A 16,375-nucleotide genomic window follows, 5' to 3' on the forward strand; every position below is an offset into this window, starting at 1 on the left:
AGCTGGCTCGTGTTGGCCCTCGCGGTGCTGTCCGGGTGCGATGACTCGCGAACGGTGGCGAAGGTGGGGCGCACGGGCCTGACGGTGGAGGACGTGACGCAGCTGCGCGCCGCGCAGAGCCCGAGCGTCCGCGCCGCGCCGGAGCAGACGCTGGAGGTGCTGGTGGATCGCGCCCTGCTGGCCGAGGAGGCCCGGCGCCAGAAACTGCACGAGCAGCCCACGGTGAAGGCCCAGCTCGCGGCCGCCGAGCGGGAGCTCCTGGCGCATGCGGTGCTGGAGCGGGCGGTGGCTCCCAGCGTGACGGACGAGGCGCTGCGCGCGCGCTACGAGGCCGCGCGCTCCCGGCTGGAGCGCCGCGAGGTGCACGTGGCCCAGATCTTCGCGCGGATGCCCGAGGGCTCTGATGAGAAGACTCGGCGCCAGGCGCAGGTGCGCATCAACCAAGCCTATGCCCGGCTCGCGGGCGGAGAGCCTTTCGAGACCGTGGCGCGCGAGCTGTCCGAGGACTTGGTGAGCGCGCCCCAAGGAGGAGAGCTCGGCGTGGTTCGGGAGGGAGGAGTGGATCCAGCGTTCTTCGCCCAGGCCGTGGCGCTGGCCGCAGGCGCTTGGTCCAAGCCGTTCATCACGCCCTTCGGCTGGCACGTGGTGAAGGCGCTTGAGGCGTCGAAGACGGTGGTGCCCTCCTTTGATGAGGCGAGAGGTGTGCTGGAGTCCGAGGCGCGCCAGGAGGCCCAGGCGAAGCTGATGGAGCGGCTGCGTCAGGAGATCTCGGTCCGTCGCTACCCGGAGCGGCTCAAGCTGGCAGAGGAGAAGAGCAAGCCCCAGGGCGAGGGGGAGGCGAGATGATCCGCCGCGCTCCGCGATGGCTGTGGCTCGTGCTGGGGCTGGTGACACTGGCCACGGCGTGCGACCGGCGCTCCAGCGAGGAGCCCGCGTCCGCCGCGCCGCCCGCGCAGGCTGCTCAACAGGCACAGGCGCTGTCCGGAAGCACGTGCGACAGCGTGGCTCCCACCGGCATGGCGCCGGGGTGGAAGGTGGCGCCGATCCAGGCTGCGGGCCAGAACGTCGCGAGCACGATCTTCCCGGCGTCCGTCGGTGAGCGGGCGATCCTGATCCTGCAGGAGTCGGCGGAGGCGCTGAATCAGGAGTTCAAGACGGAGGCCTCCCTCAACGGTGTGGACTGGGTGGCCATCTCCCGGCAGAGGCCGCTGGCGGCGCGGGTGGTGCAGCTGAGTGCCTCGAACCGGCTGGAGCTGGAGACGAACGGAGGCGTGGCACGGACGTCCGTGGCGGCGCTGTCGCCGCTGCCGTGCGCGGCGGTGGAGGCACGCGTGACGCACGCGGGAGGCTCGGCCGCCACCGTGGAGACGCGCACCTTCACATGGCCCATGGGAGCAGGCCCGGCCCTGCTGGTGGTGGAGTCGGGCAGTGCGTCGCAGGTGACGGGGCGGGTGGTGCTGGGCAGCCTGACGGTGCAGGTGCCGGCCGCAGGCCAGCTCCCCGTGGTGGAGGTGGTGTCGCCGCAGGCGAGCAACACGCTGCGAGTCGAGGTGGGAGGCAGCGCGGGCGCGTGGGTCCGGGCAGTGGTGGTGGAGCCGGACATGTTGCCGCCCATCGTGAGCATGGGGCAGCCCGCGGAGGGCGCGCAGCTGAACGCCTCGCCGGTGGAGGTCCAGGGCACCGCGGGAGCCGGGGCGGTGGCCGTGAAGGTGGGGGCGGTGGACGCGGTGCTGTCGCAAGGCCAGTACACGGCGCAGGTGCCGCTGGTGGAGGGGCCCAACGCGCTGGTGGCCGAGGTGAGAGACCAGTGCGGCAACGTGGCGCGAGTGTGCCGGCCGGTGGTGCTGACGACGGCGCCGCCCACCGTTGTTATCGAGGGAGTTACTGACGGCCAGGTCTCGCGCGAGCCACTGCACCCCACGTGGACGGTGACGAGCAGCGGCCCGGTCACGGTGGAGGCGACGCTGGATGGCGCGCCCTTCGTCGGCGGCACGGCTGTAACGGCCGAGGGCTCGCACGAGCTGCGGGTCATGGTGCGGGACGCGGCGGGCCGGGAGGCGCAGGCGCAGGTGGGCTTCGCGATCGACACCACACCGCCGCGACTCACGCTGACAGGAGTGGAAGAGGGGGAGCGGCGCAATACTCCGGCGGTGCTCGGCTTCACGGTGGAGGAGGAGCACCCGGGCTCGGTGGAGGCCACCCTGGATGGGGCTCCCATGGCCTCGGGGGACACGGTCTCGGCGGAGGGCGCGCATGTGTGGACGGTGGCGGCCACGGACGCGGCGGGCAACCGGTCCGAGGTGCAGCGCCACTTCGTGGTGGATGTGACGGCTCCCACGCTGGAGGTGCTCTCACCCGCGCCGGGCAGCTTCACCCAGGCGGGCTCCGTCGAGGTGGTGGTGGCGGCGGCGGATGACGGGCCGGTGGCGGGCGTGTGGCTGGGGAACGCGGAGCTGACGCTCGGCACGGACGGGAAGTACCGGAGCCTGGTGGTGTTGGAGGAGGGCAGCAACCTGCTGGTGCTGGTGGCTCGGGATGCGGCGGGCAACAGCGCGCAGAGCTCGCTGGCCGTGACGCGGGACTCCACGCCGCCCCAGCTCACCCTCACCACCCCGGCCGAGGGCGCGAAGGTGGCGGGGGACTCGGTGCAGGTGGAGGGACAGGCGCAGGACACCACGCCGCTCACGGTGCGCGTGGCGGGGATGACCGCGGCGGTCGCGGCGGATGGTCACTTCCAGCTCTCGGTGGCCGTGGCGCAGGGCCCTGTCTCCCTGGAGGTGGTGGCCACGGATGCGGCGGGGAACACCGCGCGTCTGGTGCGCGGCATCCGCGTCAACACCACGCCCCCGAGGTTGGATCTGACGGCACCGGCCTCGGGCACGGTCACCGAGGAGTCCTCCATCGAGGTGTCCGGCTTCGCGAGGGCGGCGGATCGCACGGACACGGTGCGGGTAGAGGTGGCGGGAACCGAGCACGGTGTGAGGGCGGATGGCAGCTTCTCGGTGCAGGTGCCGCTGGAGGTGGGCCTGAACACCGTGTCCGTCACGGCGGTGGATGGCTATGGCCTGCGCACCCCGCGCACCGTGCGGGTGGAGCGCCAGGGGCCTCAGGGGCCCGGTCCTGGAGATGGAGGCTCGGGAGACGGTTCGGGAGGCGGCACGGACGGAGGCTCGGGGGAAGACACCCCGGATGCAGGCAGCGGAGCGCCGGATGCGGGCTCGCCCGGTCCCGTGCCGGATGGCGGCATCCCGAGCGAGCCTCCGGTGCTGGTGCTGGCCTCGCCCCAGGAGAACAGCCTCTGGGGTGTGGAGCGGGTGTCGGTGCTGGGCCGTGTGGAGGGCGGAGACCTGCCGCTGCAGGTGACGGTGGATGGACTGCCAGCCGCGGTGACGGGGCGCCAGTTCTCCGCATCGGTGGCGCTGCCTGAAGGCTCCTCGATGCTGCACGTGCGCGCCGTGGACGCGCTGGGCCGGATCGCCGAGGTGCGGCGGCAGGTGAGGGTGGATCAGACACCGCCCTTCTTGGAAGTGACGCGGCCGGAGCAGCCGTCGACGACCGTGAGCGAATCCCCATACCTGGTGGAGGGCCTCGCGGGAGACGCGTACCTCGCGGGCGTCACGGTGAACGGGGCGCCGGTGATGGTGCTGGCCGGGCACTTCTCGTCCTCGGTGGCCCTGGTCGCGGGAGACAACACCGTGGAGGTGGAGGCGGTGGATCTCGCGGGTAACCGCTCGCGCGCCGTCCGGACCTTGCGGGTGGAAGCGCTGCCGCCTCAGCTGACCGTGCTGGAGCCGGTCGATGGCTCGGAGGCCACCGAGCCGGTGGTGAGGGTGACGGTGAAGGTCGAGTCCTCCGCGCCGCTCGACGAGGTGCGCATCGGCACGGGCATCGCGGCGAACCTGGGCTCGGGCCAGTACACGGCCCAGGTGCCGCTGGCGCTGGGAGAGAACGTCATCCCCGTGAGCGCGCGGGACACGCTGGGGATGACGGGCTCGGCCACCGTGCGCGTGCGCTACCGCGATCCGAGCACTGAGCCGTTGACCGTGACGGGGGTGGATCCCTCGGATCAGGCCACGGAGCTGGAGCCGGACACGCTGGTGAACGTGGCCTTCAACAAGGCCGTGAAGCCTGCGTCGGTGCGGGCGGGCTTCACGGTGAGCGTGGAAGGGCAGCCGCTGGCGGGCGGCTGGTCCGTCGCGCACGGAGCACAGATCGTCTCCTTCATTGCGCGCGATCCGCTGCCGGAGGGCGCCACGCTGCAGGTACGGGTAGCGGGCGTGGAGCCGGTGCAGGGGCCGGGGATGCAGGGCGAGTTCCGCAGCATGTTCACGGTGCGCCGTCCACTGACCCGGCTGCGCGGCCAGGTGGTGGACGCGCGGCGCGAGCCCGTGTCCGGCGTACGGGTGGAGGTGGAGGGCCAGGGCCTCTTCACGCGCACGGGAGCGGACGGCAACTGGGCCCTCTTTGGGGTGCAGCCGGGGCAGGTGGTGCTGCGCTACGAGGGAGGCGCCTCCTCGGAAGGGCAGGTCTTCCCCACGGTCCGCCGGCGGTTCGCCGTGGAGGCCGAGCGGGACAATGAGGAGTCCACCGTGGTGCTGACGCCCGTGGACGCCGAGTCCGCGGAGCCGGTGGATACCTCCCTGCCGCTGCACCTCACCTTTGGGGGGAGGCATGGGGCGCTGGAGGTGGACATCCCCGCGGGGGGGCTCATTCTCGAAGGAGGATCGACGCGCGGCCTGGTGACGCTCACGCAGCTGCCGCTCCACTCGCTCCCGGTGCCCACGGAAGGCGCCTTGCGCCCGGTGGTGGTGTGGCAGCTCCAGCCCGCCGGGACGCGCCTGGTGCGGCCGGTGGTGCTCCGCCTGCCCAATCGGCTGAGTGCGCCGCCCGGCAGCCGGGCCGCGCTGTTCACGTATGATCCCGAGGCGCACCGGCTGCACATCGCGGGGCTGGCCACGCTCAGCGCGGATGGCACACAGCTCGTGTCGGACGGTGTGCTCGAGGCCGGCTCGCTGGAGTACTTCGGCTACCTGCCGCTGCCCGAGGAGTCCTCCGTCGCGCGGGCCGGGGCCGTCTCTCCCCGTGTGGCGAACCTGGGCCCGCTGCCCCGGCCACCGTCTGACGGGCTCATCCGCCCGCTGACCCAGGGCTTCGGGCTGGATCCTGGCAGCGCGCTCGCCATCTGGGACTCCTACCAGCCCTTCATCGCTCCCGCCGCCGTCATGGGGACGGTCCGAGGGCCTCGCGAGCAGGCGGTGGCCCTCGATCTCTCCTCGCCGAGCCTGGGCGAGTCGCGGCGGGTGGCGTTGGATTCGCAGCTGCGCTACCGGATGCCGCTCTCGGTTCAGGCCCGCTCGCTCTATCCCCTCTCGAGCAGTGGCCGGGATTCGCTCGTGCTGGCCCTCGAGGGCGTGGGCCCCGAGGGACAACGGCTGGGGCCGCCCAGCGGGGGCTCCTGGCGGCAGGAGAGCCCCCAGGGGCAGCGCGCGGAGCTGTCCACGCAGGTCGAACTCTCGCTCGGGACCAGCTCGCTCTGGGCCACGGGCACCACGGCGCGCGGACGCAACGTACTCCGGCTGAACGCCGAGCTGTCCCTGGCGGATGGAGGCGTACCGGATGGGGGCGCGACCTCGGGATTGCTGCGCGTCCAGCGGGGGGATGGAGGCTCGGCAGGAGGGGAGGACAGTGAGGGACTGGTCCGCTTCGCGGGCATGCCTGTCCGGGTGACCGATGGCTGGCACGAAGGAGGGTCGATCTCCGGCCCGGCGGGCCGGTATGCCGCCTCGATCATCATGCTCCAGTCCTCCTGGATCCCTCCCGCGTCGGTCCTGGCCTGTGTTCGCCTGCCCATCGGATGGAACGTCCAGAGCTGGGTGGCGTGGGATGGCCGTGTCCGCACGCGCAAGGCCCCCTCCACCGCGGAGGAGTGCTCGGGCCCCTGGGAAGTCCTGGCCTGGCCTTCGCCCATCATCCCCGACATCGACGTGCTCGTGGATGTGCGGTGGTTGCACGGCAACATCACGTTCGTGGATCGGCAGGGCGAGCCGCTCCCGCCGCCGTGCAGCGACTTGGTGGTGCGCCAGGGCACCGAGGTGACCGGGCTGTCGCAAGACGCCGTGCGGAGCACGGAGGTTCACTTCTTCCGGGAGGATAATCTCTCCACCCCCATCGTCAGCTACGCCGTCGCGGATCCCGAGCAGTGTGACTCGTATCCGGGGGCCCCGCATGGCCGCTATGCCAAGGTCCGCTACGGTCCCTCCACCCTGAGCCGCGTGGCCTCGCGCCGCGACAGCCAGCGGTTGCTCCCGGGGGACCGGCTGGTGGTGTTCGCCGTCAACCATGCCACGGGCTATTCGGGCATGGAGGTCGTCACCGTTCCCTCCGTCAACCAATCCTCTCGCGCCGAGGATGGGAGCTGCCCGGCGGATGACGCCGCGGGCGGCCCGATGGCCGTGCAAGATGGGAGTCGCACGGTCTCCGTCTCTCGCTGCACGCTGCAGGATCTCGGCATCGAGGCGGATCTCAAGCTGTACCCGCCGGAGATCGACGTGCGTGTGGAGCGCCAGTCTCGGGCCGAGGGATCTTCCCAGGAGGCCCTGGAGCCCAGCCTTGTCCGCCATAAGGGCGCGGCCACGACGCGGGACAACTTCGTGAGCGTTGCCACGCACTGGCGCGTCCGGCGCCAGCCCGCGCGCTCGTGGGATCCGGGGGTGTTGCCTCCCGTGAATTCTTCCTGCGAGGGCGGGAGCCAGGCGGCTGGAAGCACCTGTGCGCCCCAGATCCTCCTGGACGAGGGCCCGCGAGGCACATGGGCGGAGCACTACTGCGGGGAACTTCCCGAGCCGCGGACCCCCGAGCAGCAGGCCCTCTGCCTGAAGGATGACCGCGAGCTGGCGGAGGTTCCGGTGGGGGTACCGCCCCTGGCTGGGCGCGTGGTGCGCATCACTGGCTCGGCGGTGGAGGAGCCAGCGGTGGCGAGCTTCCACGTGGCCCCGGGCCGCTCCACGACGACCGTGCAGACAGCGCTGCGGCGAGTGGAGCGGGACGGGCGCGAGGTGGTGCTCAACAACCTGACGCGTGCCTACTACTACGTGCAGGTGGTGGGGCACCCCGTGCTCCCGCGGGATCGCAACAGCGATGGCACGCTGGATCCCTCGGAGGAGAACGCGCCGCCGCCCGACTTCGAGGATGATGAGGACGCCCCGGGGATTCCCGAGGGAGTCGTCACGCTGAAGAGCGTCTACCGGAGCGTGGAGCCCGAGGGGCGCATCGAGCGCTACGATCGAGCGCTCGAGCACGAGTTCCGGGTGATGGAAGTGGGCTCCTCCCGGGTCACGGCACGGACGGAGCGGGGCGAGGAGCGCCCGCTGCCCCAGCCGGGGCAGCCTCCGTCGTCTGCGGCCGCCAGCCCGGAGGACGTGGCCTATCAGTTCCTGCTCAATCTGCTGGAGCCAGAAGATCCGGGGCGGACGGGGCCGCCGAGCAGCCAGTACGTGCTGCGGCTGGGCACGGACTCCTTCGGCATCGAGTGCCCCATCGAGCTGAACGCCTCGGCGGGCACGCTGCGTGGCACGTGCGAGGGCGAGTACCTGCCGGAGGTGCTGAGCGCGGGGGATGTGCTCTACCTCGAGGTGTACTTGCGCGGTAACGCGGAGAACGTGCTGTACCGCTTCAACTTCGACGGTCTGTCCATGCGGGAGGACTACCTGGGGGCCTCCAGCCGGTTCACCGCCCACCGCGCGGTGGAGCAGCAGAATGGCAAGCCCGTGGAGGATCGGCCGATCTCCCGGCTGAACGAGGCGCACTTCTTCCTCTCGCCTCACGAGCTCAGCTCAGGACGGATCCGGCTCTGCACCAACGCGGAGTGCTCGGGCGACGGGGCGGTCATCAAGGACGCCACCGTCTTGTGGACGGCGGCGGGCTCCTACGCGGTGAGCGAGCAGGCGACGGGCAGTGCTCCGGGGCGGCTGGTCCAGGAGGTCACGTCAGGCGCAGGGAACGCGCGCCACCTTCGGCTGGGACTGCCTGCCTCGGTGACGGCGATGCCGGGGATCGCGGCGGCGGGCGCGGGGATCTTCCTGGTCAAGGACAGCGAGTCTCCGCCACGAGCGCGGCAGGTGGAGCGCCTGGGAACGCCGAAGGGACGCTTCCAGGGGCTGAACGCGCAGGCGCCGGGCCAGGAGGCCGTGGCGGGCATCAATGTGGCGGATCTGCACCTGGCCCTGACGCACACGGACTTCGCGGTGCCGCAGCTCGCGGGAGAGGTCTCCTTCTCCAGGACCTATGCCAACCAGAACGATCTGCCCTCGCCCATGGGCGTGGGCTGGAGGCACGAGCTGGACGGCTTCGTGCTCGAGGAGAGCCTCGGCCGCTATGTCGTGAACCTGGGTGGGCAGGCCTGGGGCTTCATCCGGTGCACCACCGTGGATGAGGAAGCGCAGACCGCCAGCGGGTGCATGACGGACAAGACCCACGGCATGTCGCTGAAGGTTGACAGCGAGGGCGTCCAGCTCACCACGGAGCAGGGGAGTGTGTACCGGTTCAACCGGCCGGCGGTGAAGCGGGACCAGGAGGGCCGGCGCAAGTGGCTGCTGACCAAGTTCCACGATGGCCATGGCCGAGGCGAGCAGGACGGGTGGACGCACCTCACCTATGCCGAGGGCACCAACCGGCTCACGCAAGCGAAGCGCACGCCTGGGGAGCTGTCGCTGGAGCTCAAGTACTGCGAGGACTTCTCCCGCGAGGACTGCGATGGCGTGGCGCCGGACGCGCCTGGCAACCTCAAGTTCCTGGCGCGCAGCGAGGGCTTCAAGCTGCTGAAGGGCGTGGTTCTCAAGAACAGCCAGGGCCAGGAGCTGCACATCGTGCGCTTCAAGCACGACCGGTGGGGCAACCTGCTGGAGGCCGAGCGCACCACGGATCCGCCCACGCAGAAGTGGAAGTACACCTACGCGCCCATTGCCGATGACGTGCCGTCCATGATGGCCTGGCGTGCCATCAATGAGCTGTCCGAGGCTCGCCTCGAGGTGGCTGGTCATCCCCAGTGGGTCGCCACCTACGGGCGCGGCGGCGCCGAGTGCTATGCGCACCTCGAGGCCTTCGAGTGTGTGAGCTCGGTGACGCAGACAGGCTTCATGGGCAACGTCCTTCAGGTGCAGGGCGAGGCGGGCCATCGCCAGCTCAAGCTCCCCACGGGGAACTCCGCGGAGGTGTCACTCAATGAGTATGGGAACGTCACCTCCTCGGCGTCGGAGGGGCAGGCGGCGCGGCGGCTGACGTGGCCCAGCTCCCAGCGCGGGGGCGAGGTGCGGCTGGAGAAGTCAGTCTCTCCGAGCGGCCGGACCCTGCGCTATGGCACGGATCACCAGCTGCGCCTGGACGAGGTGAAGCTGGAGGGGAGCTCGGACGTGGTGGGGCTCGAAGCGGGGGCGCTCGTCTCCGTGTTGGCACGCGATGCCCGGGGCTTGCCTACCTCGGGGAAGCTGTCCACGGCCAATGGTCCGGCCGAGTGGTCCATGCCCCGCTCTCAGTCGGGGGACGTGCTGGGCCTCTCACTGGGGGGCACGCAGCTCTTCTCGCGGGTCACGGACGAGGAGGGCCGGATCACCTCGGAGCGGGATGCGCTGGGCAATACGACCACGTTCACGTTTGGCGCGTTGGGGTTGCCTGTCAGGATCCAGGTGTCCTCGGACTCCGCGACGTCGGGGCTCGTCCGCTACACGCTGGTGCTGGAGTACGACGCCTATGGGCGTCTGATCCGCCGCTTCAATGAGACGACGGGCGAAGCGGAGTCCTGGCGTTACGACGGCCAGGGCAACATGCTCGAGCACACGCTCACGGGGGAGCCGTCCGAACGGTGGACGTACACCTATACGTACGGCGATCAGCGGCTCACCGTGGTGGAGCGCCTGGAAGGCACGGCCTACACCCGCACCGCCCTCTTCGAGCAGGGGCTGCTGAAGAGCGAGCAGCTCAGCTACGGCACGGGCAACGCGTCACGTGCCTATGAGTACGAGGGCGGGCGGCTCAAGAAGAAGACAGACGAGCTGTCAGTCACCTGGGAATACACCTACGACAGCGCGGGCCGGCTGAAGGTGGTGAAAGCGAATGGCCGGACCGTGGAGTCCTACGGGCTGGATGAGGACGGCATCCTCATCTCCACCACGGACCGCGAAGGGCACACCACCCAGATCGGCAACGACTCGCTGGGGAGACCCGTCTCGTGGACCTATGAGGATGGGTACAAGGAGGAGGTGCGGCGGGATGCCCAGGGCGCCATCGTCTGGGAGAAGAAAATGTCTCCCGGCGCGGACAGAGCCCACGTCTTCGCTCAAGAGGTGGACGCGCTCGGACAGGTTCTGAGCCGCCGGAGCGCGGAAAATGGGAGCGGAGTGGAGATCGTCTCCACCTATGACGCCGCGGGGAGAGTGCGGACGCGAGAGGATCGGGGCAGGGGCCTGAACGAGTCCTTCGAGTATGGTGACGTGCTCGGAAGGCTGACGCGCTATCAGCGGACCGTGGCGTCCGCCGCGGGGAGCCAGAACTGGATCGAGACCCGTCAATACGTGGATGAAGGGGGCCGCACGGAGCTCCGCATCCTGCGCCAGATCGACACGGGTTTAGGGCCGCGGCAAGAGAACCAGGTCCTGGTGCTGGATGCGCTGGGGCGGGTGCTGAAGGACCAGCGTCTGGGTGCGGGGGTCTTCGAGTACACCTACGACGCGCGAGGCAACGTGCTGGAGCGTCGGCACTCCGTGCTGGGAACCACGTCGTATACCTACGACGGGTTGGGGAACCTGCTGTCGATGACGGAGCCGGGGGGCGTCACCACCACGTACACGGTGGATGCGGCAGGCCGGGTGCTCACGCAGGAGGGGCCTCACGATCAGGAGCGGTGGACGTTCACCTACGATCTGTTCGACCGGCCGCTGACGCAGGTGCTGGCGCAGGCCGGGAGCTCGCCGCAGGCTGCGTGGAGCTTCGAGTATCCGGGGAATGGGATCGTCATTGAGACGGATCCTCTGAGTATCGCGACGACCCGGCGTTTCAACTCGCGCGAGCTGCTGCTCTCGGAGGAGCGAGGGAGCCAGACGGCGGAGTACGCCTACGATGGAACGTGGCCTCGCCTGCACCTCATCTCCCATGAAGGTTCGGAGCGGAAGCTGACGCGGAGCTTCGATGACCTCGGGCGGCCGCTCCAGCAGGTGGAGTTCTGGAAACAGGGGGACCACTCCTATACGTACAGCACGACCACGGCTTGGACGGGCAGGCGCGGGACTCGCCAGGAGCGGTGGGAGGCCACGGACGCGAGCGTCCGGACGCTCACGGCGACGATCCGGGTGGACGGGCTGGGGAACCTCATCGAGCAGGAGCAGGGGGGCCTGACGGACGCTTGGGCCTACGATGCGGCCGGACTGTTGGCACGTGAGGCACTGGCGGGGCGTCCGGAAAAGCGCTTCTTCTACGAGCAGGATCGGCTCGTCCGGATGGAGAACGGCTCGGAGACGACGCTGTACGAGTATGACGCCGCGGGCCGGCAGTGGAAGGAGACGGATCCTTCGGGGCGCGAGCGCACGCGGGTCTACAACGCACAGGGCCTGGTGGCGAGCGAGCGCTTCGGAGCAGGGGAGACGCTGGAGTCCGCGTACACTTACGATCGAGGCGGGGGCCTCCGGACGCTGACGCGTGGCGGGGCACAGTGGAACTTCACGCATGGGCCTCGGGGGGAACTCCAGGCCGTCGAACTTCCGGGCGGGCTGGGGACCTTCACCTATCAATACGATGCCTTGCTGCAGCTCAAGGGGGTGACGCCTCCAGAGGGCGGGGGAGCAGCGGCACAGACCTTCGCGTATGACAACTGGGGCCGGCAGCTGCGCCGGACCCGAGGCTCCAGCGTCTGGTCCACGGCCTGGCAGGGCGGGTTGAGCACCACGAGCGACCCGAATGGCGACGTGGTGGAGCAGCTCTACGACGGCCGCGGCCGCGTCGTGCGTGAGCGCTTCGCTCCCGGGAACAGCAGCCGGCCCTTCCATGATCTGACAGCGGTGACGTACGCCTATGACGGGCTCGACCAGCTGCTGTTGGCGCAGGAGAGCCGCATCTCGGGAGCGGTCTCCAATGTGTATGACTATGACGGGCGGAGCCGGCTGATCTCGATGCGGCGCGGCAGCGAGGAGATCTCATACACATACACGGAGAGCGGGCAGAAGCGGACGGTCACGTCTCCGTCCGGCACGTTGCGCTACGAATACGACGCGCAGGATCGGGTGCGGCGCATCGAGAGCAGCCAGGGGCCGGTGGTGGCGGTGGGCTGGGAGCCGGGAGGTCTGCTCTCGGAGGTCAGTGGCAACGGGGTGGTGGAGCGGTACGCGTATTGGGGCCATGGGCTCATCCGCTCCATCGCTTCGCAGTGGGACGGCCCCTCGGCGGGCACGCTGCGGTACGAGTACGGCTACGATGTGCGCGGCAACCGCCTGGAAGAGCGCTACACGGCACCGGGGGCCACGGCGTTCGAGGTGACGCAATTCGGGTACGACGCGGCGGACCGGCTGACCGGGGTGCGCTACCCCACAGGCGAGGCCGAACTCTACCTCCTGGCAGCTGACGGCTCGCGCCTGGAGGAGAAGCACCTGCAGGGGTACTCAGGGGGACTGACTCCCCAGGCGCTGGCCAACGCCACGAATGCCACCCAGCACTGGCGGTACGCGTATGACACCGCGGGAGGGCTGCAACGCATTGATGACGTGTTGACGGGGGGCGTGGAAGCCCAGGTCACCACGGACGCGGGAGGCCGCGTCGTCGCGGAGATGCGAGGTGGCACCACGCGGCAGTATGGCTGGGACGCAGGAGGGCGGCTCGCTTCGACCAAGCGGATCACCGCGCAGGAGACGGTCGAAGCCTCATATGCGTATGGCTTTGACGGACTGCGGCGGACTCGGACCGTGAACGGAGTGAGCACCCGGTATGTGTGGGGTGCGAACGAAGAGCTGCTCGAAGAAGGGCCGGCTGTGGGAAGTCGGCTGTTGTATGCCCAGGCAGGCTTCGGAGCGGTGGCGGCGGGAGGAGAGCGGCTGCTGCGGGATGCGCTGGGCAGTGTCGTGGGGCGCGTGGGTCCGTCCACGGAGCTGTCTCGCTATGGCGCGTGGGGCGCACTCCGGCAGGGAGCGCCGCCCCAGGGCATGGAACCGTCCCTGGCCTACGCGGGGCAATCTCTCGACAGCGAAACAGGGCTGAGCTACGCGCAGCAGCGTTGGTACAGCTCGGAGACCGGGCGTTTCCTCTCGGAGGATCCCCTGGGAGCGGCGGCGTACCTCTCGACCCCGACCGAGCTGAACCCCTGGCTCTATGCGAGGTCCAATCCCCTGACGTACCTGGATCCCTCGGGTTTGTGGTCCTGGTCTCAGGCTGGAGTGGGGCTGGCCAGAGCTGGCAGGAAAGCCTGGCATGAAACGGCCAATGCTTTCTCGTGGGCCGCTCGTCCTCTGAACGGCGCGTTCGGAGTGTCCTCGGGACACTACGACAAGAAGGGACGATGGAGGCTTCGGGATACAGGCACCTTCAAAGAGGAGGCGAAGAAGCAGCTCAAGCAGATCAAGGAGGTCGCGGAGTACGTGAAGGACCACCCGGTGGAGACGGTGACTGGGCTGGTGGTGGAGCCGGCGAAGGCGATCGGTACCGGGATTGCGGCCTGTGTCGTCGGCGCGACGACGCAGGGCGTGGTGGGCGACGAGGCGAGCCGTGACTGTGGCGAGATGCTCCCGAAGGCGATCGGATCGGTAGCGGGCACTTTCTCCGGGGCAGGCGCGGCGATCCGGACCGCAGGACGCGTCCGGCGTGCCGCGGCAGATATGCGTACGGCCATGAGGAGGAGCGTCTCGGCCGCTGATGACATGGCCAGGACGAGGCTGGGCCCGCAGCGCGGATGGCCTGACGAGGCCCCGAAGCCCGCGAGGGCCGGCGCCAATGACTGCGCGGGTGGGGTCTGCCAACGCCCAGGACAATGCTTCGTGGCGGGCACTCCCGTCCTGACCCAGGAAGGTCTCAAGCCCATTGAGCAGATTGTCGAAGGGGAACTGGTCTGGTCACGTAACGAGGAGACGGGCCAATCGGATTGGCGGCCCGTGGTGCGGACGTTCGTGACGCCGGACCAGCCAGTGCTGAGACTGGAGCTGACGGACGAGGCCGGTCAGCGCACCGTGCTGGGAGTGACTGGGGAGCACCCGTTCTGGGTGAAAGACCTGGGATGGGTGGGAGCGTCGTCGCTGCTCCCCGGTCAGCAGGTGGCCAGCGCGCACGGAGGATGGCTCAAGGTGGGGGCCGCGACGTGGGAGCAGGCGCGCGCCACCGTCTTCAACTTCGAAGTGGAGGAATTCCACACCTACTTCGTGGGCGACGTCGGCGCGTGGGTCCACAACAGCTGTCAGCAGCCATGGTTGTTCGCGGCGGGACAGGGGGATGTGTACACGCTCCTGGAGAAATTCAGGAAGACTCACACGTTAGGGAAAGCGGAGACCTTTGCGCTGGCAATGCTGGAGAGTGGTGAGCGTGCATTTGGAATCAACTCGGGTTTGTTCAAGGGCAGGGATTCCCGGATTCATGGCTTTGAAATGTTGAGGGAGCACGGGTTGCTGAAGAAAGCCACCATATACAGTCAGGAGCCCTTCCTGCTGCACGCAGAGGCTCTGGCGGTCATTCGTCTGTGGGAGCGGCTGCAGGGCAAAGACCTTTCACTGATTCGGCTGTACGTCGACAACCCAACCTGCAAGCTGTGTCTGAGCGGCCTTCCCAGACTGCAAGTGGCGCTTGGGATCAAACGCTTGGAGATTTATGGCCCGGGAACCATTCACATCAGCAAGCCGTCTCTCCACCCCATTGACCTTCTCAAGAATTGACCCGGCATATAGCTATTGCGCCTGCGGATTCTGAGTCGTGGGCGGGCGCGCTCGTTCCCAAGCAGGGTCGTAGCACTCCTCCTGCCACTGGTAGGTATCGTCGCTGCATGGCGGTCTCTTGTCGGCCACGCGCACCCAGCAGCCGCCATGAATGATTTTCTCCCAGTCTCGCTTGCACGGGGGGCGGCGCTGGCCCGGGAGCGGTTGCTTGGGCATGTCCAGGGAGATGGATCTGGCCTCAGAGGGAATCGATTGAACTTCCATCCGAGTGGTGAGCGCATCGTCTCCCAATCCGCGGGTACCGGCATCTGGCTCCATGCCCGCATCCAGCGCTTCAGCACGCGCCGTCTCAGACGGCTTTGCGCTCCACTCGGGAGCCATCCAGCAGGGCCCCACCACCGCCAGAGACATCGTGAGCAGCGCGAGGAGATTCCTCCAAGGGACGGGCCGAACTTGCTGCCTCGCCTGGAGAGTTCCTGCTTTGTGCTCAGTAGCTTTGGCTGGGGCCGTCTTCGCATCGACGGGCCTCGCGGGCCCGGCTTGAGTCTGTACCGCAGGCTTCACTGAAGCCCAGAGAGGAACATCCGCTGCGGAACCTAGATGCTCCGCCGAGGTTTCCGCTGCTTGTGCCAACTCACTTGCCGTCCCGCGAGCCTCAGGCTCCGCCGCGAGCAGCCGCTCCACCAGCGCCGAGAGCTCAGGCACCACTCGGGGGTTGAGTTCATGCGTGCATTGGCGTCGCGCAACTCCACCCTGGATTTGTTTCTTGAGGTCTTCAGGCTCCGTGCCAGGAGGGGGATAGATCCGAGTCAATAACCGGTACAGCGTCACGCCCAGCGCATAGAGATCGTCCGCCGGGGTGGCGTGGTAGCGCGCTCCCGGCGTGCTCCAGTGTTGCCACTCGAAGCGTAGCGCCTCGGGGCTGCGGTACTCAGGCGTGTTGGGAGGCAGCACCCGATGGGTGAGTGGGGGAGCGCCCTTCCACGTGCCCGAACCAAAATCCGTGAGCACCGCCCGGCCCTCGGGCTCCACAAGAATGTTGTCGCCCTTCAGGTCGCGGTGCAGGCATTCCCCGCGGTGCAACACCTCCAACCCCCATGCCAGCTGGGCCACCACCCGGAGCACTTCGCGGCTGGTGGGAGTGTGCATCCGCGCCCACTCGTACAGCCGCTGGCCCCGGATCCACTCCATCACCACATAGGGATGCCGGACTCCAGGCTCGGCCTCCCACCAACCTTGGTCGATGAGTCGAGGCACGGCCGGGTGGCGGGTGCGTCTGAGCAACTCCACCTCCCGTTCGAAGCGCGGGTCATGAGGGAACACCGCCATCTTCAGTGCCACGGGCGGGGAGCCCGGGTCGTCGGCGCGCCGGGCGCGGAACACGGCGCCGTAGCTGCCCCGGCCGGCATAGCCCTCGATGCGCCAGGGGCCGACCAGATCTCCGATGTTCAGCGAGTCAGGTGTCCTCGTGCCCGTCATGGCAC

The 16,375-nt window shown here is 69.1% G+C and carries 3 protein-coding genes; 2 read left to right on the forward strand and 1 reads right to left on the reverse strand.

All coding sequences use genetic code 11. From position 1 onward, the window contains the following. The first annotated feature begins 9 nt into the window (after window positions 1-9). Both DB31_RS07600 and DB31_RS07605 read left to right on the forward strand, forming a co-directional pair. Window positions 10-846 carry a peptidylprolyl isomerase gene (locus tag DB31_RS07600; RefSeq protein WP_044184623.1) on the forward strand — a complete coding sequence of 279 codons (837 nt, stop codon included), beginning with the start codon at window positions 10-12 and terminating at the stop codon, window positions 844-846. Further along, window positions 843-14,891: a polymorphic toxin-type HINT domain-containing protein gene (locus tag DB31_RS07605; RefSeq protein ID WP_044184626.1), complete on the forward strand. Its 14,049-nt coding sequence runs from the start codon at window positions 843-845 to the stop codon at window positions 14,889-14,891. Before DB31_RS07600 ends, DB31_RS07605 begins: the two co-directional genes overlap by 4 nt. A gap of 12 nt (window positions 14,892-14,903) precedes the next feature. Here DB31_RS07605 and DB31_RS07610 read toward each other — a convergent pair whose 3' ends face one another. Next, on the reverse strand, window positions 14,904-16,370 hold the full coding sequence (locus DB31_RS07610; RefSeq protein WP_044184629.1) for a serine/threonine-protein kinase: 1,467 nt from the start codon (window positions 16,368-16,370) through the stop codon (window positions 14,904-14,906). Window positions 16,371-16,375 lie beyond the last annotated feature (5 nt).

Origin of the sequence: Hyalangium minutum (assembly GCF_000737315.1) — a bacterium.
Classification (GTDB): Bacteria; Myxococcota; Myxococcia; order Myxococcales; family Myxococcaceae; genus Hyalangium; species Hyalangium minutum.